We start from the raw sequence: 22,675 nt of genomic DNA on the forward strand, positions 1-22,675 counted from the left end.
GCAGAATTACTTCTGCATGGAACGCTGGAACATGCGGTTCATTTCTTCACGGTTCTGCTCAGACATCTGCAGAGCAGCTTGCGCGTCGCGCTGAGCTTGGTTTGCAGTGTTCAGAGCCTGTGAAGCCATGCTGCGAGCTTCTGCAGCGTCAGCTTGTGCAGATTCAGCAGTCATGCGAACTTCTTCCAGAGCGCTGGTAGAAGCACAGCCAGCCAGGATTGCCAGAGAAGCGGCAGCGGCAGTCATCTTCAGAGCAGTCTTCAGAGTCATAGTGTTCTCCTTGAGTCTTCCTTGGGTACTACGTTAAGGGTATGACAAAAAATAAGGCTAAAAGGTTAGCTTAAATTTGTCTACCTGCGGTGCAGGTTCGTTACAGCGACTTGTACCAGGGTTACGTACCAGGGCACGCAAGTCAAACGCTGTTTTATAATAGACCACAGCGGTTGTCTATAGCCACGTGTTCAAAACCTAGAACTTCCTTCAACAACACAAGCCTAGCGGATCACCACGCGAGTGCCAACATCAACTAGCTCGGCCACTCGCTCGATCTCTTCATTGGTCACTGCCACGCACCCTTGGGTCCAGTGGAAGTTGCCATGAATCTCCGGATCACCGCCGCCGATCCCGTGAATGCCAATGGCCCCGCCCAGCGCCGTATTTTGCGGGGGCGAGCCATAACGCCGATAGTGATCGAAGTAGGCCTCATAGTCCGCTTGGGAGTAGATACCGGCTTCAAGCGCCATACGCGCGTGAGGTGGCGTAGGATAATCGATACCGATGAAGATATGCCACTGGCTTTCGTAATTAAATCGGTTAATCCTGAATTCTCCCAGCGGCGTGACGTTATCTCCCCGTACGCGCTGGGTTTTGGCACCGCCACGCCCGAGTGAAATGGGGGCAAATCGCTCGACGAGAGCATTGCCTCGGAAGATGCTCAGCGTTGCCTCTTTGTCGTCGATCAGCACCCACAGCTCGTTGCTGTGGCGTGGCACCGGCGCCCGTGCGAGCAACGTGGCCACCAAGTCGGGTGGCGCGTAATCGTTCACAGCGCTGGTGGTCGCGGCGCTGGCCGCAACAGGCCAGCCCAGGGCCATCGCTAAAAATCGGCGGCGGTTCACAGGCATCATTATGGCTCTCAAAAAAACGGGCCAGCGGTGCTGACCGACAATGCGTTAATGACGGCTGTTATACCCCATAGACGCCGCCATTGTCAGCGTCTTAGTGAGCAATCTGCGTTGAGAACCGCCGCTATCTCTTCACGAAAGTCTAACGAAGAGACTGGCTCGCACGCCTCTATGCCGCCTAAAGATCGTCGAACTCTTGCATACTGGCGACGAGCTTGCGGGCTTCGGCGTTATGGCCCTGCGCTAGCGCGTTGAAAAACGTCTCCTCGGGCTCGATTTTGGCCCGCGACGCTCGATGTTCATAAAGGCTCTGCAGCTTACGGTGAGCCTCCACTGCCGTTTCGGTCAACTCATCGATGGAACCCGCCACGCTCTGCTCGGCAAGCGCATCCAGTTCGGGGGGCTGGGGAAAGTCGCCGGAATCATCGAACCAGGTATCCAACACTTCCCGGTGGTCGGTGCCGTCATGAAACAGCGCTTCTAGCCCCGTTTTCATTTTCAGCTCGCTATCCGCAAGATAGTTCAGCGCCATCGCTAGCCGCTCGTGTTCCGCTTGACTGGCGGCATCGCTGTACTGACGGGCCATGCGGGCGTGATAGCCTGCGGCCCACTCGATGAGATCCTTCACTTGGTTGTAGCGCATCCGTGTCTCCTCTGTCGTTGTCTTAACAACGTGGTGGCGAATCGGCACATTTCAACGTCTGGCATGACTATCCACGACGCGGCGCACGTCCACCCGCGACGGCTACCGTCTGGCTACCACTCCTCGCTCGTCTCACGCAGAGAGGCGATTTCTCGCTTGGCGGCGGCCAGGTTATCCATCAGCTGCTCCGCCAACGAACGCTGGCTGCCTACGGCAATCATGGCGGGGTTTTGCACGTTACGGCGTGCAGCACCTTCGTTGCTGTGCAGCTTGTCTAGCTGCCCCACCAGCCAATGAAGCCAGCTTTCGGGCTGGTGCATCGCATCCCGAAGACGCTGAAGCTCGGCCACGTCAGGGCCGTCACTGGCGAGCAACGCTCGCCAGTCATGGTTCGTCAACCGGGCGTGCTCGGTCACCTCTTTGAGCAGTGAACCCAGGGCCAGTTCGAACAGAGACAGCGCGCTCTCCTCGATGGCCATCTGCCGAGCGGGACTATGCTCGTCATCGCCCACCGGCAGGCCGACCAGCAGTTCGGCCTGATACAGTAATTGATTAGTACGGGAACGAGGGGTCACTTACGCTTATCCTCCACGTGCCATTTGCCACCTTCGAAGGTCGCTTTCCAGCCGGTTGCTTTACCCTCTTCATCGGTCATCACGTACTGCTCTTTGTTTTTACGCGAATAGCGAATTTGCGCTGGACGACCATCCGGATCTTCGCTCGGCGCTTTAAGAATAAAGTGATACTTCTCTGGTAGCTCATCGGCATGTGCCTTGAGCTCCTTGACCAACGGCGGACGCGTCTCACGATTTTTGGGGAACTTGCTCGCCGCTAGAAACAGACCGCTTGCCCCATCGCGCAGCACGTAGTGATCTTCCACCTTTTGGCAGGCCAGTTCAGGCATCGGGATCGGGTCCATCTTCGGCGGCGCGACCTCACCACTGCGCAACAGTTTGCGCGTATTTTTACACTCGCTGTTGGTACAGCCAAAGTACTTGCCGAAGCGACCCGATTTAAGCTGCATGTCGGCGCCGCACTTATCACACTCGATGAGCGGACCGTCGTAGCCTTTGATCTTGAACTTACCGCTTTCGATCTCATAGCCATCGCAATCTGGGCTGTTACCACAGATGTGCAGCTTACGGGTTTCATCGATCAGGTAGTTATCCATGGCCGTGCCGCATTTCGGGCAGCGACGCTTAGCGCGTAGCGCATCGGTTTCGGCCTCTTCGCCCGCGTCTTCCGCGACGGCTTCCTCACCAGGAATCAGGTCGATAGTGGTCTTGCAGCGCTCTTTGGGCGGCAAATTGTAGCCGCTGCACCCTAGGAAGACGCCGGTCGAGGCGGTACGGATCTGCATTTTTCGCCCACAGCTCGGGCAGTCGATATCCGTAGGCACCGGCTGGTTGGGGCGCATGCCCTCCTCGCTCTCGGCCTTCATCAACTCCATGCGGAACTCGTCGTAGAACGCATCGAGCAGCGCCTGCCAGTTACGTTCGCCTTCGGCCACTTCATCGAGGCTGTCTTCCATCCGCGCGGTAAAGGAGTAATCCATCAGGTCAGGGAAAGACTCTTTCAGCCGCTCGGTAACGATGTCACCGAGTTTCTCGGCGTAGAAGCGGCGGCTCTCCAGCTTTACATAGCCACGGTCTTGAATGGTCGAGATGATCGACGCGTACGTGGAAGGACGCCCAATGCCCTGCTTCTCTAGCTCTTTGACCAGGCTGGCTTCGGTATACCGCGCCGGCGGCTTGGTGAAGTGCTGTTGTGGGTCGAGGGCTTCAAGACGCATGCTCGTGCCGGTCGGCAGATCGGGCAGGCTCTGATCTTCGTTTTTGCCGGTGGGCTTCATCACCCGTGTATAACCGTCGAACTTCAGCACGCGGCCTTTGGCGCGCAGCTCGTAGCCATCCACTTCCACGCTGAGCGTGCTGGACAGGTATTCGGCAGGCGTCATCTGGCACGCAACGAATTGTCGCCAAATAAGCTCGTAAAGGCGTTCTGCGTCGCGCTCCATCCCAGAGAGGTCAGACGCTTTGCGTTCGACGCTTGAGGGGCGGATGGCCTCGTGGGCCTCCTGGGCACTCTCTTTGCTGCTGTAACGGTTGGGCGACTCGGGCAGATAGCGCGCCCCATACTCATCACCAATAAACGAACGAACGCTCTCCACCGCATCTTTCGAGAGGTTGGTGGAGTCGGTACGCATATAGGTGATGTAGCCCGCTTCGTAGAGACGCTGGGCCATGGTCATGGTTTTCTTCACCGAAAACCCTAACCGACCACTGGCCGCCTGCTGAAGCGTCGAGGTGATGAACGGCGCGGTGGGCTTGGAACTGGTCGGTTTGTCCTCTCGCGAGGTGATCGACAGCTTGGCTTTGCGCAGCTGCGCGATGCGCTCCATGGTCTCTTTTTCGGAGGTCGGGCGGAACGGCTTGCCATCCTGCCTTGCCAGAGCAAACCGCACTAGCTCACCGTCAGGAGAGACGAGATCCGCGTGGACATCCCAGAACTCTTCGGGAATGAACGCACGAATCTCGCGCTCGCGCTCGACGATCAGGCGAACTGCCACCGACTGTACGCGCCCGGCGGACAGCCCACGAGCGATTTTTGCCCACAATAAGGGGGAGAGCATGAAGCCCACGACGCGGTCGAGAAAGCGGCGTGCTTGCTGGGCCTCTACGCGGGGCAGGTTCAGCGCACCTGGGGCTTTGAAGGCGTCCTGAATGGCATTTTTGGTGATCTCATTGAATACCACGCGCTTGTAGCGGCTGTCGTCGCCCCCAATGGTCTCGCGAAGGTGCCACGCAATGGCTTCCCCTTCGCGGTCCAAATCCGTCGCAAGGTAGACGGCATCGGCTTTTTCGGCGAGCTTTTTGAGCTCGGCGACGACTTTCTCTTTACCGGGCAGCACCTCGTAGTGGGCTTCCCAGCCATTATCGGGGTCGATACCCATGCGCCGAATCAACTGGTCGTGGGCCTTGCGCTTTTTATATTCTGCCTTCTCTTCCGCCGACATCTTACGCGTTGCCGCGGCTTGGCGAGCGCGCTCCTTAGGGTCGGAGGCTGCCTTACCTGAGCCGCTGGTCGGCAGGTCACGGATGTGACCTACGCTCGACTTGACGATGAAATCGTTGCCGAGATACTTATTGATCGTCTTCGCTTTCGCAGGCGATTCGACGATGACCAGTGACTTGCCCATAGTGCTCCACTTTCCTATTGCCCAGGCGCTATCGCCCATGCTTTGAATACGTTACTGCCACCACGGTGACGTGGCGACCATGAGAAAAATGCGCCTACCCTACCCCAGCCCTTGATGAAGCGCCAGTAGCAACCTGATCAAGAGAAGCATGGCTTATGCTGCGCGACGTCAGTGAATGACACTCGCCAGGTGGGGTGCCTGTTTTTACCAAGGGGTAGCTAGACACTAGACTGCCGCTTGCCACTCGGCAACCCAAATAGCCGCCTCCTATAAAAAAACACCCCCACTCGGTGGTGGGGGCGTGGTTCTTTCAGGCAAACCCTTTATCGCTTGCGCGGGGTGCCTCGGCGCTGGCCTGCCGCGCGACGGGCGGGCGTTTTAGCGGCCGTGTCGCTGGCCTGGTTCGGCGCAGTGGCTGCGGGCGTCGCATCGCTGACGTCGGCGCTGCCCGCCGAAGCGTTCCCCGCCTTGGCTGCGGGGGCAGCCACGGCTTTGGGGCGCGCCTTGTCGAATAACGACGTTACCTGTGCGAACCGCTCGGCGGCATGCTCCGATAGCTCGCCACTGGCAGCAAACACGTGCTCGAGGTGCTTCAGATAGCCGTCGATACGCTCACTGCTTTGGCCTTTCAGCAGCGTCGGCAGCGAGGCCAGCGCCTGTTCACGGTCCAGTTTCAAAATGAAGAACTGCTCGCGCACAAGACGCTTGAATTCACTGAGAGACGTGCTCGGTTCAAGCTCCGCACGAGACGCGCGTAGCCGCTTGAAGTTACGCTCGTCAGTGGCCGGAGCGCCACCTAAGACATATATGACGGAGCGCATAACCGCTTCAGCCGGGCCACCTTGAGCAATCTTGTGACGCAGCTCGTTTTGTCGATTTTCGATAAAACGGCGATGCTCTGGCTCTGCGCCCGGGCGGCGGCGATGCACATGGGCATCGCCATACAAGCCGACAGCGGCTTGCAACAGCGGCTGGCCGTAAATATCCATGAACAGGCGTTCTGTCGTACTGTCGCGTAGGTCCCGCCACGCGTCCAGGCTCGCGACGATCTGATCCGACGCCATGGTCTCCAGCGCCTTGAACATATTGTGCTGTTCGACCGGCTGACGGTGGCGGCGAACGTAATCTGCCATGACGGGCAGCGGCACCGTGAGCGGGTTGCGATCGGACAGCAGCTTGTAGCCCAGGCGGATGGGGTGCATACGCCGGATCCAGCGGGCGGCCTCAGGGGTCATCACGGCTTGCAACCAGGGCTGCAGATACAGACGGTAGAGGCCCAGGTTGATTTCAGAGATCCGAGCCACCGTGGCAAAGCGGCGATCGTCCTCCGGCTTGTGCATAACCTCCTGGTCCAACTCTGCGAAATTGCGCGGTGAGAACTCCAACAGGTAGTCCCGCTCAATCAGCTCGGCATCCGTGCGCTCGCTGGCATGGGAGATGGTCGTTTCGTACAGCCCCGGTGGCATCACGTCGATGTAATCCATATTTGCCGTGAACTCGGAGTGCTCTTTGCGCGATACGCTGCCAGAGACGAAAATACCCAGGTGGCCGGTGGTATCGTGCAGGCAGTAGATGATTGTCTGCTCGTTGGCGACGATATCCTCCTCGCCTTCGTAGAGATCACGGATCCAGCCCAGGGCCTGAGGCGGCGGGGTAATGTCGTCACCACGGGAGCAGAACACCACCACTGGCGAGCGCACGTTGCGCAGATCGATGCGACGTCCATCCCGGGTGACCAGCTGCGCCGTCGAGAGGCGGTTGCCGACAAACAGATTATCGACAATGTACTGAATCTCTTCGCCGCCCAATACCACATGGCCGCCCCACCAGCGCTCGAACTCCAGGTAGCGCTTGGTTTCGGTATCCACGTTGGCATACAGATGGTACTGCTTTTTCCAATAGGTATTGGCGGGGTTAAGACGCTCGAAGTTCTGTACCAGCCAGGCACCATCGAACAGGCCGTTGCCGATATCACTGGTCAGCGCCGTGACCCAGCTACCGCCTGTCATACCACCGGTATAGCGCATAGGCGCTTTACCATGCTCGCCAGCCCAGTAAGAGAGCGGCGCACCGGCAATCAGAATCGGACCGAACACATCCGGTTCTAGCGCGGCGGCCATCATGATCTGCCAACCCGCCTGACAGTTACCAACCACCATGGGCTTCTCGGTGGTTTCTGGATGCAGTTCGATCACATGGCGTAAAAACGCCACTTCCGCCTCGACCACGTCCTCGACGGTTTGGCCGGGCTCGGGAAACGGCAAAAAGCCGATGAAGTAGCAGGGGTGCCCCGCTCTGAGAGCGACACCCAGCTCGCTATCGGGCTTGAACCCACCGATGCCCGGCCCATGGCCAGCGCGAGGATCGACGACGACGAAGGGCCGTTTACCCGGTTCGATGTGGGTATCATTGGGCGGCAGAACGCGCAGCAGCTCATAGTTCGTCGGGTTGGGCAGCGTACGCCCATCCATCAATACTTCTGTCTCAAACCCCAGCACATTGGGCTTGGTTTGCTCCATGTGCGCTAGGTATTGATTACCGCGTTCACGCATGACATCCCAGTAGAGGATGTTACGCTCGACACTGTCGCGCCAGTAATTCATGGCGGCACGTCCGAACCCGAAGGGGTCCATCATGCTTGCAAGGGCGTCACCGCTCGATGTCGACGTCAGTAGAGGGTTTGCGAGAAAGTTCATAGGGTCTCCCGTTGGGTTGGTGCCTGGCACCAAGCCCGAAGCCATGATGCTGCAATGCAATATAGTTTAGGCCACTCCTTGCCTAACGTCGATGATTACCAGCCGCTTTTACGATGGGCCTCTCATGAATGCCGCCACTGTCGTATTTATATACCGCCAAGCTTTCAAGGCGGTAGCGTTGAATCAGTGATAGCATTTCGCCAATGAGGCCACGCTTGCAGCCGCATCGGCACTGCCAGCGATCGCGCATCGCATGATCGAGAAAGTTTACCCGAGGTGGTTATGTCATCCCCTACACTGCTCAACCGCTTAACGTTCCGCCAGCTACAAGTGTTCCAAGCGGTTTATCGTCAGCGCTCTTACTCCCGAGCAGCCGAGCAGTTAGGTTTGACCCAACCCGCCGTGAGCGCGCAGATCCGCCAGCTCGAGCAAGCCTTGGGCCAGCCGCTGTTCAAGTACGCAGGCAAAACGCTTCACGCGCTCCCTGCCGCGGATACGCTCGCTCTCTCGACGCGGGAAATCTTTGGCCAGCTCTCTCGACTGCAGATGAGTCTGTCGGATATTAACGGCAAAATCAGCGGCAAGTTGAACATCGCAGCGGTCTCCTCCGCGCAATACGTCGTGCCCTACCTGCTGGCAAAATTTCGTGCCCGCTACCCGGACGTGCAGCTGCGTCTTAAGGTCTGCAATCGTAGCCAAGCCCTCGAGCGGCTGGCCGAGCAGCAGGACGATGTCGTCATCATGGCCATGGTGCCGGAAGACGACAATCTGGTGGTCATGCCGATTCTCGAAAACGAATTGGTAGCGGTAGTATGGCCCGAGCACCCGCTGCTGCGCATGACACAGCCAACGCTGGCGGATTTCGCGCGCCACTTCGTACTAATGCGAGAGCCGGGGTCGGGGGTGCGCAGTGCCTTTGAGCAGCTAGCCGTGGATCAAGAAGTGGGGCTGGCACACCGTATCGAGCTGGGCACTAACGAGGCGATCAAACAAGGCGTCATGGCGCACTTGGGCGTCGCTGTGCTACCCCGTTTGGCCGTGCAGCGCGAACTGGAGCAAGGCTTGCTGGCGACGCTGGCACTGCCGCACTTTCCAATCCGTCGCGCCTGGTGCACGGTCTATCGCCGGGATTACTTTCCCACCCCGGTGGCCGAGCTTTTTCTGCGCTTCGTCCGTGAGCATTTGAGCGAGTTCCAGCGCCACTTTCAGGCCCCCGGCAGTCCGCTCCCCAGCCATGGCGTTTCTTGTCTGCCCGCCCTCTCGCTGGCGCATGATGAGTAGTGGTTGGCGGTGTCTTGTTGATTGCCAGATATGTTACATTATCTACAACCTACGTATCAGTTAGCGTTACTCAGGGCATGGCAAGCAGTTGCCGAGCGACCCCGTTAGACAAACCTCGTTTGCAGCGTACGTCGCGTGATGGTTCCCTTTGCCAGCCGCACAGTAGAGAGGCTCTCTCCTATGAGCAACACCCCTTCCCAGCGCGTGCCCAGCGGCGAAAAATTCCGTAACGAACACGGCATGACGGTGATTAAAGATGGCATGAAGCAGCGCAAAGCGCAGGCCGAAGCCCCCTCACTCGAGCGCAAGCCCAAGTGGCTGCGCGCGCAAATCCCCGGCGGCGAGCGTTTCGAAGCCGTTAAGAAGAACGTGGCCACCCACCGATTGAGCACCGTGTGCGCCGAGTCCCACTGCCCCAACATGGGCGAGTGCTGGAGCAATGGCACCGCCACCATCATGCTGATGGGGTCCGTGTGTACGCGAGCCTGCCGCTTCTGCGCGGTGGACACCGGCAACCCAAAAGGCTGGCTGGACCACGAAGAGCCGGAAAACACCGCAAAATCCGTGGAACTGATGGGCCTGCGTTACATCGTGCTGACGTCCGTCGACCGTGATGATCTCGATGACGGCGGTGCCACTCACTACGCCAACTGCATCCGCGCCATCAAGGCACGTACGCCCGAGGTAGTCGTGGAAGCCCTCACGCCGGATTTCGACGGCGACAAAGCTGCCATCGAGCGCGTGGTAGATTCTGGCCTCGAAGTATTTGCGCAAAACGTCGAGACCGTAGAGCGGCTGACCAGCAAAGTGCGCGACCCGCGCGCTGGCTACCGCAAAACGCTGGACGTATTGGCCCACGCCAAACAGTACCGTCCCGACATCATCACCAAAACCAGCTTGATGCTGGGGCTGGGTGAAACGGACGAAGAGATCCTGCAGACCTTTGATGATTTGCGCGACATTGGCGTGGACATCGTGACATTAGGCCAATACCTTCGCCCCACCAAAAACCACTTAGCGGTCGAGCGCTGGGTCAGCCCGGAAGAGTTTGAACGCTACCGGGTACTGGGCCTGGAAAAAGGCTTTATGGAAGTGCCGTCTGGTCCGCTGGTACGCTCTAGCTACCGAGCAGACCGCGTGTTCGAAAAGAACAACCTTGGCCTTGCCGCGCCAGCAGCCGTACCGGGCCAAGAGCCCGACAGCAATCGCATTCCTGCCTTCAACGTCGGCTAGCCTGCTAAAACGCCTGCATGGGCCTCCATGCAGGCGTCTCTCTTTCGCAAGACACTCCTACCGAAAAACACCGCCCCTGCGTACTACGACGGGCTCACCAAGGTGCGCTTCAGTCGCGCTGCCAGGGCGTAGGCTAACTGCTCGCCAACGTCTTTGTCGGACGAAAGCTCGGCTACATCGGCAAGGCGGGTCACCTGCATCCCCGCATAACCACAGGGATTGATACGCGCAAACGGCGACAGATCGCCGTCGACGTTCAGCGCGACGCCGTGATAGCTGGCCCCACGACGAATACGCAGGCCGAGCGAGGCAATTTTGGCCTCCCCCAGCGCCGTGTCCACATAGACCCCCGGTGCATCGGGCTTGGCCCAACCGCGTACACCGTGCGCTTCTAGTACATCGATCACGGCATTCTCGAGCGCCGTGACCAAATCGCGCACGCCGATCTTGCCCCGCCGCACATCCAGCAGCGGGTAGAGCACTACTTGGCCCGGACCGTGATAGGTCACTTGCCCGCCCCGGTCGGTCTTCACCACCGGGATATCGCCCGGCATCAACAGGTGTTCCGGCTTGCCAGCTTGCCCCTGGGTAAACACGGGATCATGCTCGACCAGCCAAAATTGATCCACCGTGTGTTCGTCGCGTGTATCGGTGAGTTCCCGCATGGCTTCCCATACCGGCAGATACGGGCGATGGCCGAGGCGATGCAGCGCAATCGGGGCGTCGTGGTTCATGATTACACCACCATGTGCACGCGGCCAGTGGCTTTCAGGTCGTCGAACAGTTGACTTAACTGCTGCTCACCCGTCGCCACGATCGTCACCCGCACGGACTGGAAACGTCCATTACGACTGTCCACGACTTCCAGCGTGGTTTCATCGAAGTCCGGGGCGTGACGCACGATGACCTGACAAACGGCGGCTGGGAAATCGTCAGCGGCATCGCCGACGACCTTTAACGGGTAATCACAGGGAAACGTGATTTTCGGTGGCTCTTTGGCCGCGGGCTGGCGTAAATCACGGAGCCCTTGCTTGGCACCTTTTTTCATAACTGGCCTTTTGGAAATAAGTGAATCGTTGAGCTAATCCCAATAAATAAGGCCCAGCCCCTCACAATACAAGGTGTATTGCGTCGAGGCTGGGCCCGCCACCGGCAATTTAGCTGGTGAAATTGCTGATCAAGTTACTGAAGAAGCGCTGCACTTGATCGAACAGACGCTTGAACAACCCGCCCTCTTCGATATTTTCCAGCGCGACCAGCTGGCGCTCACCCACCATCTCTTCGCCCAGGTAAACTTCCAGGGTGCCGACGTCATCACCCACGGCCACGGGTGCGTGAATGTCCGCATCCAGGTTCAGGCGAGCGCGCAGCTCCTCGTTACGATTCCGGGGCAGCGTCATGAAGACTTCTTCATCCACGCCCACACGCAGTTCGTTGATGTCACCGCCCCATACGCGTGGCGTTGCCAGCACGGCACCACGCTCATACAGTTTCATGGTTTCGTAGAAGCGAAAGCCGTAGCTCAGCAGCTTTTGCGACTCCTGGGCTCGCGCTTCATCGGAATTGGTGCCCATCACGACAGAGATCAGGCGCATGCCATCCCGCTGTGCCGAAGAGACCAGACAGTAGCCTGCCTCGGTGGTCCAGCCGGTTTTCAAGCCGTCCACGGACGGGTCGCGCCACAGCAGGCGGTTGCGGTTCGGCTGATCGATTCCCCCGAACGAGAAATTGCGCTGAGAGTAAATCGCGTAATGTTCGGGATAGTCGTTGATGATATGGCGAGACAGGCGTGCCATGTCATGGGCAGTCGAGTAGTGGTTCTCATGGGGCAAGCCGGTGGCATTCATGAAATTAGTGTCATTCATGCCAAGCCGGGTGGCGTGCTGATTCATCAGGTCGGCAAACGGCGCTTCACCGCCCGCTAGGTGCTCTGCCATGGCCACGCTGGCATCGTTACCCGAGACGATGATGATGCCGTGTAGCAGGTTATCCACCGATACGCGGTCACCCACTTCAATGAACATCTTGGAGCCGCCGGTGCGCCAGGCATTTTCACTGATGTTGACCATGTCGGTCAGATTGATGGTGCCACGGTCCAGCTCGCGCTCAACCAGATAGGCCGTCATCAGTTTGGTCAAGCTCGCCGGCGGTAGACGCTCATCAGAGTTATGCTCTGCCAGAATACGCCCGCTGTTTGCATCCATCAAAATCCACGAACTCGCGGCAAGCTGCGGCGGCGCGGGAATGATCGTTTGCGGCTGAGGAATCACCTGCGCCATTGCAGGGGATATGACAGCCGTCATGGCCGCGAAGAGGCAGAGCTTGGCGGTACGGCGGATTGACATCAATACATTCATCACACACTTCTCACTGACAAAGAATATGGCGGCGCATAGCACGCCACTTGGGCACATGTTGAGAGCTATTATCTCACGACAAATACTTGAGGAAAGCCTGCACGACGGAGTTCTTCGCGGGCCTGTGTCTCTTGCTGGGGGCTCACTGGCCCCACCTGTACGCGGTGAACATCGGCATCGCTTTTCACGCGAACGCCATGGGGAAGCTCACCCGAGAGCCGCTGTTGAAGCTGTTGTGCCCCTTCGGCACTGCCTAACGCGGCAATCTGTAAATAGATGGCATCGCCACTGCCTGGCTCGGGTGCTGCCGCTGCAGCGGGACGAGCCGACGGCGCAGGCGTCCGCGCGGCAACGGCAAGCGCCGCCGGTGCCGTTTGAGAGGGCGTAGCGCTACCACCACGACCACGCTCCGCCAGCCACTGGGCGGGGTCGATCGCTTCGACGCGGACAGGCCCCGTCCCGTTATCGAGAATACCCAGACGAGCCGCCGCCGCATAGGAGAGATCGATTTCACGGTCGCTATGGAACGGACCACGATCATTGACGCGAACGATCACGGAACGACCGTTGTTCAAACTCGTTACTCTGGCAAAGGTCGGCAGCGGCAGCGAACGGTGCGCTGCTGACATTTTGTACATGTCGTAGATCTCACCGTTGGACGTGGCGTAGCCGTGGAATTTTTCACCGTACCAGGAGGCCGTTCCCTGGCGCGCGTAGCCGCGCGAATCGGGGAGCACGTGATAGGTTTCGCCCCACACTTCGTAGGTCGACCGGTTGCCCGCCCGAGAAGGGGCTTCGATACGCGGTTCGGCATCGGGCACGGTACTCACGTCTGGCGGGGCTACCGGGTAAGCGTCGCCGGTCATGGCGTAGCGCTCACCGCTGGCGGGAGCGGGAGTAGCGGGCGCCGGGCTTGCGCCCCCAGCTTCCCCCGCCACCCGCTGCGGAGAGGAAGAACTGGCGCAGCCGCTGACCAAGGCCGCCACCAGCAGCGAGCCGCTCAAAAGTCGCACATCGATTCGCAGTTTAATCATGCTCAGCCTCGGCTTGCTGCTTGATGGTCTCTGCCAACTCGGCTACCGCCATGGCGTAGAGGTGGCTGTGGTTATAGCGAGTAATGACGTAGAAGTTGGTCTCGCCTAGTCGATAGCGCTCCTGCCCATCGGCATACTCTAGCACCAATGGGATCACCGGCGTGTCGGGCGATAGGGACGCCTCCGTCACGACGCCTTGCTCGGCGGCTTCGGCAGCCGTGGTATCCGGGCGCACCGTTTGGTTAAAGCGAAGTGCGTCGGGGCGCGTCTCAGGCCCTTTGGCCTCATGATAAATCGCCCCTCCCCGTTGCCAACCGTGCTCAGCAAAGTAGTTGGCGACACTGCCAATCGCATCCACGGGGTTATTCCACAAGTCGCGTTTGTCGTCACCATCAAAATCGACGGCATACGCCTGATAGCTGGTAGGAATGAACTGGGGATAGCCCATGGCACCGGCGTAGGAACCGTAGAGCGAGCTTGGCTCTACCTCTTGCTGGTAGGCAATCGTCAAGAATGCGGCGAGTTCGCCACGAAAGAAATCCCCCCTCGCCGGGTGATGGAAGGCCAGCGTGGCGAGGGAATCCAGCACCTTATGGCGCCCTTTATGGCGACCATAGTAGGTCTCCACGCCGATGATGGCGGTAATGACCTCCAACGGCACGCCGTAGTCGGCCTCGGCACGCGCCAATGCGTCGGCATGCGTCTGCATGAACGCGGCCCCTTCGACGATACGCTGCTCGGTCAGAAAGATATCGCGATACTCGAACCAGCGCAGCCGACGCTCTGCCGCCCCCGCCATGGCGTCCAGCACCTCTTGGCGATAGCTTGCCTGAGTCAGCGCTTGCTCGAGCCACTCCTTTGGCACTCCCTGCTCAGTCAGCTCCTCGACCAACGGCTGGGTCTGCGGGTGTTGCCGAGGGTCGAAACTGACTGCTTCCTCTGCAAATGCCGCAGGGACCGAACACGCTACTAGCATGGCAATGGCATAGCCACCCGCTTGACTTCGCGCCCTGTTCATTGACTCACCACTCCTGTGAATTCGTACCGCCACGGTTGATGTCGTTAACGTGGCAGTAACCGCCGATGGGCGTGTATGGACATGAGAATACCGAACCCCGCTAACAAGGTCACGCTGGAGGTGCCGCCATAACTGACCAGCGGCAGCGGTACGCCCACCACGGGCAGAATACCGCTCACCATGCCCACATTGACAAAGACATAGATAAAAAACGTCAGAATGATACTACCTGCAAACAGACGCCCAAACGTGTCCTGAGACGATGCCGCCAGCCACAGCCCGCGCCCCACAATCATCACGTACAGTGCCAGCAGTACCAGCATGCCGACTAGACCAAACTCTTCGCCCAGCACGGCAATGATGAAATCGGTATGCCGCTCCGGCAAAAACTCGAGCTGGGATTGGGTGCCTTCCAACCACCCCTTCCCCCACAACCCGCCACTGCCGATGGCCGTGGTGGACTGAATGATGTTCCACCCGGAACCGAGCGGGTCGCTATCGGGGTCCAAAAACGTCAGCACCCGCTGCCGCTGATAGTTGTGCATGTTCATCCACAGTACCGGCAGGCCCGCCGCGCCCAGCGCAGCCACTAACCCAATCAATTTCCAGGACAGCCCGGCAAGCAGCACCACGATCAACGCCGCACTGGCCACCAACAGCGACGTGCCAAGGTCAGGCTGAATCGCCGTGAGCACGACCGGCACGCCGATGATCACCGCACACACGACGATATCGCGAAGCCGAGGAGGCAACTGGCAGCGGTTCAAGTAGGCCGCCACCATCAGCGGCACGCCCAACTTCATCATTTCAGAGGGCTGAAAACGGATGACGCCTGGAATTTCCAGCCAGCGCTTGGCGCCCATGCCAACATCACCGGCAATTTCCACGGCCAATAACATGGCGAGCCCCACGCCGTATGCCAGCGGTGCCCAGCGTAAAAACGTCGACGGGGAGAACTGCGCAATGATGACCATACCCGCAAGGGCGACACCAAAGCGCATCGCCTGAGCGATGACGGTATCGAGTCGCTGCCCCGAAGCGCTGTAGAGCACCAGAAGGCCGCCCCCCATGAGCACCAGCAGCATGCCGAGCAACCATGGGTCGAGATGGATGCGTTCCCAGATACTTTTACGCCGAGCGATACCGCTATCGGGCGGACGCGTCGGGTAGCGCCGCAGGGAACGGGTAATCAGTTGCCAAGGCATCGCTAGTTACCCTCCACGTTGGCAGTATCTTCTTCGAGCACCTCTTTGACGTCATCGACCTCGGGGGCATCCTCTTCGAGTAGCCACGCATCGGTCATCGCCCGCGCCAAATGCGCGGCATGGGTACTCCCGCCCCCTGCGTTCTCGACGATGACCGACACTGCAATCTGCGGATCGTCGATGGGAGCGAAGGCCATGAACAGGGCGTGATCGCGCAGTCGCTCTTCCAGCTCTTCGGCGTTATAGCGCTGGTCCTGCCCCAGGGAAAACACCTGGGCCGTTCCCGACTTGCCCCCCATACGGTACTCCAAACCCACGCCGGTTCGGCGTGCGGTGCCTTCGCTACCGCTGAGCACTTTCTCCATACCGCTATACACTCGATCCCACCAGTTATCGTTGGCAAGCTCGATATCGGGCAGCGTATCGGGAAGCTCCTCGGGCATGGGCTCATCGCCAATGCGCAGGGCCAGGCGCGGCTTCACCCAGTGCCCGCGGTTGGCCAGCGCCGCAGTGGCGCTGGCCAGTTGAAGCGGTGTGACCTGCCAATACCCCTGGCCGATACCCACCGACAGCGTTTCGCCGGGGTACCACGGCTGGTTGAAGCGTGCTCTTTTCCAGTCCCGCGAGGGCATCAGTCCCGTGCTCTCCCCTTGCACGTCGTGAGCCACGCGCTGACCAAAACCAAAGTTGGTCATCTGCTCGTGAAGCTTATCGATGCCCAGGTCGTGCGCCAGCGTGTAGTAGTAGGTGTTGTTAGAGACCGCAATGGAGCGCTCCATATCCACCCGACCGTGCCCCCAGCGTAGCCAGTTGCGGTAACGGCGCGAGTCGTTGGGCAGTTGATAGTAACCAGGGTCGTTGATGGTGCTGTCGGGGGTGATCACGCCCTCCACTAACCCCGCCAATGCCAAGAACGGCTTGATGGTCGACCCCGGCGGGTAGTGGCCGCGAATGGCCCGGTTGAACAGCGGCAGGTCGATGTCTTCCTGCAGCGCCCGATAAGAGGCCACATCGATGCCGGTAACGAACTGGTTGCTGTCGAACCCGGGGGTCGACACCATGGCCAAAATCTCACCGGTATCGGGCACGATGGCCACGATGGAACCACGCCGACCGTCCAACAGCTCGTAGGCGAGCATTTGTAAGGAGCGATCGAGGGTCAGTGTCAGGTTGGCGCCAGGCACTGGATCGGTACGGCCAAGCTCGCGCAGCACGCGGCCACGCGCGTTGGTTTCGACCTTGCGCAGCCCCGCTTCGCCGTGTAGCTCGGTCTCGTAGAAACGCTCGACGCCGGTTTTACCAATGAAGTGGGTGCCGGCATAGCGGCCTGGATCGAGCTCCTGCAGCTCGTCAGCATTGATACGCCCAACGTATCCCAACGCATGGGCCATGACTTCTGAATCGGGGTAATAGCGCAGCAGCTGCGCTTCTACTTCGACACCGGGAAGACGGTGGCGATTGACGGCCAGCCGAGCGATCTGCTCTTCGCTCAGGTCGCTCATCAGTAGCGCAGGCTGGAAGGGTCGCTGGCGCTGGCGGGAACGCACCTGAAATGCCTCGATCTCTTCGTCGGGCAGTTCGAGAAGATCCACCAGCAGAGCGAGAGTGTCGTCTAGGTCGTCGACCCGCTCACGCACTAGAGTCAGATTGTAGGTGGGGCGATTTTCCGCCAGCAGCACGCCGTTACGGTCATAAATGAGCCCGCGATTGGGTGGCAAAGGCTCGACTCGCACGCGGTTCTTTTCAGAGCGGGTGCTGTAGAGGTCGTGCTGCACGATTTGCAGATAGCCTAGCCGACTGACCAACAGGCTGGTGAGCACTACCACCACCAACACGGCAAGCAGCGCCCGGACACGGAAAATACGCAGCTCTTGCTCGGGATTTTTTAGCGTGTCACGGCGCTGGGGCATGGCAACAGATGACTCTCACAAACAATAAAAGCGGCGGCCCCAGTGGGGAGTAAACGCAACCTAGGTTCCAGCGGCGCGTAGCGCCTATCGGTGATAGGGATGTCCCACCAAGAGTGTCCAGGCACGATAAAGCTGCTCTGCCAGCATGATTCGAACGAGCGGATGAGGCAACGTCAGGGGCGAGAGGGACCACGCTTTGTCCGCCATGGCAGACAGCGAAGGTTCCAAACCGTCGGGGCCACCGACGAGCAGTACGACATCTCGCCCTTCCATGCGCCAAGCATCTGCTTCTTGAGCGAGCTGCTCGGTGGTCCAAGGCTTCCCTTTGACTTCCAGTGCAACGACGATTTCATCCCCCCGCAGCTTTTCGCGGATACGCTGCGCCTCTTGCGCACGCGCTTTGGCGATATCGGCATTTTTGCCGCGCTGACCCAATGGGATCTCTTCGACCTCTAAGGTGAAATCCCGAGGAAGCCGCTTGCGGTAGGTCTCAACGCCCTGCTCTACCCACGCTGGCATTTTGGTACCCACCGCTAACAGCCGAATCCTCATGACATCGTGGCTCGCTCTTCGAACTGTTTGAGCGATTCGCCGATGGCGCCAGCATCGCTGGGCAAGTCGGCCCAAAGACGCTCGAGATCATACAGCGCACGGGCTTCAGGCAGCATGATATGCACGACGATGTCGTCCAAATCGACCAAGACCCAATCGGCATTGTCACCGCCTTCTACGCCACGAGGATGAAGACCGGACGCTTTGGCTTTTTCGACCACGTTCTGCGCCAGGGCAGCCACGTGACGGGTAGAAGTGCCGCTGGCGATGAGCATCAGGTCGGTCACTTCGGTGAGTTTCGCAACGTCGAGTTGCGTGATATCGCGTGCTTTCAGCTCTTCTAGCGCGTCAATCGCTAGGTTTTTCAGTGTATCGATGTGCATGACTCCTAAAGGCAACCCCTTGTGGTGATAGAGAGTATCGTGACTAACGTTGGACTTTTACGTGGCATCAGCCTGCAAGCGGGCCATTGTAACGGCTTCTTTCACGACTGCCAGCGCTATTCATCGGATTGATAAAGACGCTCGTGAAAAATCGCCTGCTCCACCGCCTCAGGCACCAGATAACGCACGCTTTTTCCCTCTTTCAACCGTTGGCGTATGTAAGTGGCCGAAATCGCCATCAGCGACGGCAGTTCTAGCCGTAAAACGCCGCCACGCGTGCGCGCCATCAATTCGCTGACACTACTGACTTCACGATCGCCGACCAGTTCCGTCAGCGCCGACGGCCACGGCGATTGATAGCCTGGACGCGCAATGACCACCAAATGCGCCAATGAAAATACCTGCTCTGGGCGATCCCAGTGCGCCAGGCGTAAAAAGGCGTCGTAGCCAATCACCATGACCAGCGGCACCGCATCGCCATACTGTTGGCGAAGCTCGGCCAGGGTATCGACACTGTAGGAGGGGCCATCTCGGTGAAGCTCACGATCATCCGCCACGATCCCTGGGGCGTCGCCGATGCCCGCTTGCAAGAGCGCCAAACGTTGGGCTGGCGACACTTGAGGGGTATCGCGCAGGGGCGGTTGCGGCGCAGGCACCATGTGCAGCGTATCCAGGCCTAGCGCCTCTCGCACTTCCAGCGCGCTGCGCAAGTGGCCATGATGAACCGGGTCGAACGTTCCTCCCATCATGCCCACCCGCAGAGGCTGCGGGTGGTGTGGCGTCTCACTCATTGCCTAACCTGACCATCGCCGAACACGATGTATTTCTGTGTCGTCAGTCCTTCCAGCCCTACCGGCCCCCGAGCATGAAGCTTGTCGGTAGAAATACCGATTTCGGCCCCCAGACCGTATTCGAAGCCATCGGCAAAGCGAGTAGAGGCATTCACGATCACCGAGCTCGAATCCACTTCTGCCATGAAGCGTCTTGCCAGGGAGTAGTCCTGCGTCACGATAGCGTCGGTATGGTGCGAGCCGTAGCGCTCGATATGTTCGATGGCTTCCTCGATGCCGTCCACCACCTTGATCGCCAAGATGGGGGCCAGGTACTCTGCCTGCCAATCCGCGTCGGTGGCTTCGAGCGCCTGGGGCAGCAGCGCACGGGTGCGCTCACAGCCACGCAGTTCGACCTCGTGTTCGGCATACGCGCGGGCGAGTTCAGGTAGCAGGATATCCGCCACCGGCGCGTCCACCAACAGCGTCTCCATGGTGTTGCACGTGCCGTAGCGATGGGTTTTGGCATTGACCGCAATCGCCAGTGCCTTGGCGGGGTCCGCCGTCGTATCGATGTAGACATGACACACGCCGTCCAAATGCTTGATGACCGGCACCTTGGCATCGCGGGAAATACGTTCGATCAGCGACTTGCCGCCACGGGGAATGATCACGTCGATATAGGCCGGCATGCTGATCATCTCGCCGACGGCCGCACGGTCCGTGGTCGCCACGACTTGCACGCTGCCTGCGGGTAGCCCTGCATCGGCCAACCCTGCTTGTAGGCAGCGGCTCAGCGCTGCGTTGGAAGCGCTTGCCTCGGAGCCGCCACGCAGCACACAGGCATTGCCCGATTTCAGGCAGAGGCTGGCCGCTTCGATGGTCACGTTAGGGCGCGACTCGTAAATGATACCGATCACCCCCAACGGCACCCGCATTTTCCCCACCTGAATACCGCTGGGCCGATAGCTCATCCCATCAATCTCGCCGACCGGGTCTGGTAAGGCCGCCACTTGACGCAGGCCCTCGATCATCGCGTCGATGCGCTGGTCATTGAGCGCCAAACGATCCAGCAGCGCGTTATCCAGTCCATTCTCCCGTCCACGCTGCATGTCTTGAGCATTGGCCTGTAAAATATCGCTGCGCGCCGCATCGACACGTTTGGCCATGGCGGCCAGTGCTTGATTCTTGACGTGCGTATCAGCGCGACGCAGGGCGCTGGCGGCGGCTCGGGCGCTTTGTCCTAGCTGTTGCATGTACGCGGGTACATCCCCGGCTGCCAGATGGTGTTGGGCGTCTTGTTGGAATGTATCTGAACCGCGCATGCGATCTCCCTATGTCGTGAGCGTTGCCAATGAAGTGAGGCGTGTCGTATTGCCAATGAACATTATACTGAGTGATTCCAAGGACGAGGCCAAGCAATGCGTTATGCTACGGGCCACTGGGCCATTCGCCATCAGGTAGATAGTAAGCCACCATGCAAAGCAAATACAAAATCAGCCTATTGAGGGCCAACTTGCTCGCCGCAGCCGTCGCCTTATCTCTCTGGACGCCCAGCGACGCGCCGGCGGCCGCCGTTTTGATGTGGCTCTCTGTCGGCTGGCTATTGATGACTGCCCTCATTCTCGACTTTAGCCATCGCCGCTCCCGGGGCCTGCCCTGGCAAATGCTGGCCGGTACACTGCTGTTAGGCCTGATAGCGACCGCCCCCGAACGTCATGCGCTACTCATTTGGGCGTGGGGGGCCGTCTTCATGCTGCCGCAGCATCGATGGGCTGCCGTGTTCAACGGCTGCGCGGCGTTTGCCAGCTGCCTTGTGCTGGCGCCGCTCATGCCACTCCCCGCCTGGCTGCTGATGACACTCTCCCTGACCGTTTTGATGGTGTTAGCCATGTCGCGTACCCACCAACTGCTGGCGATCAACGGCGCCATTCGCCAACGGCTGCGCCTGATCCCGGGTTTGAATCTTTGGGCAGGCGAGCAGCTACTGCGCGATTTGATGCGCGAACAGACACGCTCTGAACGGGAAGCCATCTACGCCGAGGTGTTGCTCTTTCGGGTAAGACGGCATCAGCTTTGGCAGGTAGCGCAAAAGCTGTGCGAACTCACCTACGACTTCGAGAACGTCTACCGCCTCAACGGCACGACCCTAGCTACGCTGATGCTTTCCAAAACGCCCAGTGAAGCCGCTAGCCGCCGCACGCTGCTGCTGGCAGCGCTACCGGATAGCGTGCTCACGCAGCACAAGCCGCTCATGGACATTGAGCTGGCATCGTTGACCCTCGAAGAACTCAGCCGCTTTCCGACCTCCCCGTTACGCGAGGCTGCATGAACACGCTCATCTCGTCTAAGCGCCTAATGACGTCAACCTATGGTGCGAGCATCGTCATGATGGCGGCCTATACGCTGTGGCTCTATGCCATGGGCAGCTATCGTGAATTGCTGGTGCCGCTATTCGTGTCGATATTGCTGTTGGTGTGTCTATTGATGCATTTGGCCCAGGGCACACAGCCCGCGCTCCCCCGCACGCTGTTACTGATCAGCACGTATGTCGTGGTATTGAGCGCCGTGCATGCCCACCCTGACACGGCCTCTCTTTGGCTGGGCCTGCCCCTTGCGGCAACGTTTTTACTGCTTCCTTTATGGAGTGCGCTAGCGGTCAACACGGTGTGCTTGGTAGCGTGGGGATGGCTGGCGCCTTTCGACGCGGCGCCGCTCTCGTTGGGCGTGGTGGTATTGGTGCTACTGCTTGCGCTGCCTCCTTGGGAACACGCCCGACGCCGAGCGCTACTGCGTGCTACGGACCCTAACGACAGCGACTGCAATGCTTACCACATCGATACGCTGAAAGAGCGCCTGAACAATGAGTTCCAACGCGCCGCCATGCTGAATAAGCGCTTGGCCGTTTTGGTGCTGCACCTTCCCCAGTTGGACATGGCAGAAGAGCAGTTTGGCCAGCGTGCCCAAACGGCGCTATTGGGGGCGCTGTGCCAAGAGGTCAATAGCCGCTGCCGCGACCACGACCTGCTAGGACGCGCGGGGAACGCCACCTTCTGGCTGGTGCTGCCCGACACCAGTGAGAGTGGCGCCCTGCTCGTGCGTGAGCGACTGCAGCGAGCCTTGTCCCGCTGCGTATTGGTCGAGACCGGTCAGTTGGAAGCGCGCATTGCTACCTGCCTGCCGCTGCGCAAAGAGAGTTTCGAGCGTTACGTACAGCGCCTGGAAGCGCGTGCCGACGCGATGGCTAACGGTTGACTTTCTACCCACGGA

The 22,675-nt window shown here is 59.5% G+C and carries 21 protein-coding genes; 4 read left to right on the forward strand and 17 right to left on the reverse strand.

From position 1 onward, the window contains the following. Positions 1–6: 6 nt before the first annotated feature. From QIT27_RS15325 to QIT27_RS15350, 6 genes are all read right to left on the reverse strand, one after another. The gene (locus QIT27_RS15325; protein WP_016914087.1) at positions 7–270 is read right to left on the reverse strand and encodes an Lpp/OprI family alanine-zipper lipoprotein; all 264 of its coding nucleotides are present in this window, start codon (positions 268–270) and stop codon (positions 7–9) included. Positions 271–494: 224 nt separating this feature from the next. Then, on the reverse strand, positions 495–1,127 hold the full coding sequence (locus QIT27_RS15330) for a L,D-transpeptidase family protein (protein ID WP_159341919.1): 633 nt from the start codon (positions 1,125–1,127) through the stop codon (positions 495–497). Positions 1,128–1,302: 175 nt separating this feature from the next. Beyond that, the gene (locus QIT27_RS15335; RefSeq protein ID WP_159341918.1) at positions 1,303–1,767 is read right to left on the reverse strand and encodes a 2-hydroxyacyl-CoA dehydratase; all 465 of its coding nucleotides are present in this window, start codon (positions 1,765–1,767) and stop codon (positions 1,303–1,305) included. A 113-nt stretch (positions 1,768–1,880) separates the two neighbouring features. Then, entirely contained in the window at positions 1,881–2,342 is a 462-nt protein-coding gene (locus QIT27_RS15340; protein ID WP_285264295.1) for a DUF6586 family protein, read from the reverse strand. Beyond that, positions 2,339–4,966, reverse strand: a complete 2,628-nt coding sequence (gene topA, locus QIT27_RS15345) for a type I DNA topoisomerase (protein WP_159341916.1) — start codon at positions 4,964–4,966, stop codon at positions 2,339–2,341. Before topA ends, QIT27_RS15340 begins: the two co-directional genes overlap by 4 nt. Positions 4,967–5,289: 323 nt before the next feature. Beyond that, a complete protein-coding gene (locus tag QIT27_RS15350; protein WP_285264296.1) occupies positions 5,290–7,662 on the reverse strand; it encodes a DUF3141 domain-containing protein in 2,373 nt (790 codons plus the stop codon). 282 nt (positions 7,663–7,944) lie between these two features. Here QIT27_RS15350 and QIT27_RS15355 point away from each other — a divergent pair, with 282 nt between their 5' ends. Together QIT27_RS15355 and lipA are read left to right on the forward strand one after the other, a co-directional pair. After that, positions 7,945–8,943, forward strand: coding sequence for a LysR family transcriptional regulator (locus tag QIT27_RS15355; protein WP_285264297.1), 999 nt, complete (start codon positions 7,945–7,947; stop codon positions 8,941–8,943). Between the two features lie 180 nt (positions 8,944–9,123). After that, positions 9,124–10,176 (forward strand): lipoyl synthase, encoded by a 1,053-nt coding sequence (lipA, locus tag QIT27_RS15360; RefSeq protein WP_159341913.1) that lies wholly within the window; start codon positions 9,124–9,126, stop codon positions 10,174–10,176. A gap of 83 nt (positions 10,177–10,259) precedes the next feature. Here lipA and lipB read toward each other — a convergent pair whose 3' ends face one another. The 11 genes from lipB to QIT27_RS15415 form a co-directional block, all read right to left on the reverse strand. After that, positions 10,260–10,910 carry a lipoyl(octanoyl) transferase LipB gene (gene lipB, locus QIT27_RS15365; RefSeq protein WP_285264298.1) on the reverse strand — a complete coding sequence of 217 codons (651 nt, stop codon included), beginning with the start codon at positions 10,908–10,910 and terminating at the stop codon, positions 10,260–10,262. Positions 10,911–10,912: 2 nt separating this feature from the next. After that, positions 10,913–11,224, reverse strand: a complete 312-nt coding sequence (locus QIT27_RS15370) for an HP0495 family protein (protein WP_285264299.1) — start codon at positions 11,222–11,224, stop codon at positions 10,913–10,915. Between the two features lie 109 nt (positions 11,225–11,333). Further along, entirely contained in the window at positions 11,334–12,533 is a 1,200-nt protein-coding gene (locus QIT27_RS15375; protein ID WP_159341910.1) for a D-alanyl-D-alanine carboxypeptidase family protein, read from the reverse strand. A gap of 68 nt (positions 12,534–12,601) precedes the next feature. Then, a complete protein-coding gene (locus QIT27_RS15380; protein WP_285264300.1) occupies positions 12,602–13,567 on the reverse strand; it encodes a septal ring lytic transglycosylase RlpA family protein in 966 nt (321 codons plus the stop codon). Continuing rightward, positions 13,560–14,585, reverse strand: a complete 1,026-nt coding sequence (gene mltB / locus QIT27_RS15385) for a lytic murein transglycosylase B (protein WP_285264301.1) — start codon at positions 14,583–14,585, stop codon at positions 13,560–13,562. Before mltB ends, QIT27_RS15380 begins: the two co-directional genes overlap by 8 nt. Before the next feature lie 44 nt (positions 14,586–14,629). Then, positions 14,630–15,790 (reverse strand): rod shape-determining protein RodA, encoded by a 1,161-nt coding sequence (gene rodA / locus QIT27_RS15390; protein WP_159341907.1) that lies wholly within the window; start codon positions 15,788–15,790, stop codon positions 14,630–14,632. Between the two features lie 2 nt (positions 15,791–15,792). Continuing rightward, the gene (mrdA, locus tag QIT27_RS15395; protein ID WP_253018867.1) at positions 15,793–17,700 is read right to left on the reverse strand and encodes a penicillin-binding protein 2; all 1,908 of its coding nucleotides are present in this window, start codon (positions 17,698–17,700) and stop codon (positions 15,793–15,795) included. Positions 17,701–17,784: 84 nt separating this feature from the next. Further along, on the reverse strand, positions 17,785–18,252 hold the full coding sequence (gene rlmH / locus QIT27_RS15400; RefSeq protein ID WP_285264302.1) for a 23S rRNA (pseudouridine(1915)-N(3))-methyltransferase RlmH: 468 nt from the start codon (positions 18,250–18,252) through the stop codon (positions 17,785–17,787). Then, positions 18,249–18,635 carry a ribosome silencing factor gene (gene rsfS / locus QIT27_RS15405; protein WP_159341904.1) on the reverse strand — a complete coding sequence of 129 codons (387 nt, stop codon included), beginning with the start codon at positions 18,633–18,635 and terminating at the stop codon, positions 18,249–18,251. Before rsfS ends, rlmH begins: the two co-directional genes overlap by 4 nt. A gap of 116 nt (positions 18,636–18,751) precedes the next feature. Next, a complete protein-coding gene (gene nadD, locus QIT27_RS15410; protein ID WP_285264303.1) occupies positions 18,752–19,426 on the reverse strand; it encodes a nicotinate-nucleotide adenylyltransferase in 675 nt (224 codons plus the stop codon). Then, positions 19,423–20,730 carry a glutamate-5-semialdehyde dehydrogenase gene (locus QIT27_RS15415; protein ID WP_285264304.1) on the reverse strand — a complete coding sequence of 436 codons (1,308 nt, stop codon included), beginning with the start codon at positions 20,728–20,730 and terminating at the stop codon, positions 19,423–19,425. Before QIT27_RS15415 ends, nadD begins: the two co-directional genes overlap by 4 nt. Positions 20,731–20,882: 152 nt before the next feature. On the opposite strand from QIT27_RS15415, the gene QIT27_RS15420 reads away from it, so the two are divergent. Both QIT27_RS15420 and QIT27_RS15425 read left to right on the forward strand, forming a co-directional pair. Further along, positions 20,883–21,737, forward strand: a complete 855-nt coding sequence (locus QIT27_RS15420) for a hypothetical protein (RefSeq protein ID WP_253018871.1) — start codon at positions 20,883–20,885, stop codon at positions 21,735–21,737. 26 nt (positions 21,738–21,763) lie between these two features. After that, entirely contained in the window at positions 21,764–22,660 is an 897-nt protein-coding gene (locus QIT27_RS15425; protein WP_253018872.1) for a diguanylate cyclase domain-containing protein, read from the forward strand. Positions 22,661–22,675: the final 15 nt, after the last annotated feature.

It is taken from the genome of Halomonas sp. LC1 (assembly GCF_030247125.1).
Taxonomy (GTDB): Bacteria; Pseudomonadota; Gammaproteobacteria; order Pseudomonadales; family Halomonadaceae; genus Vreelandella.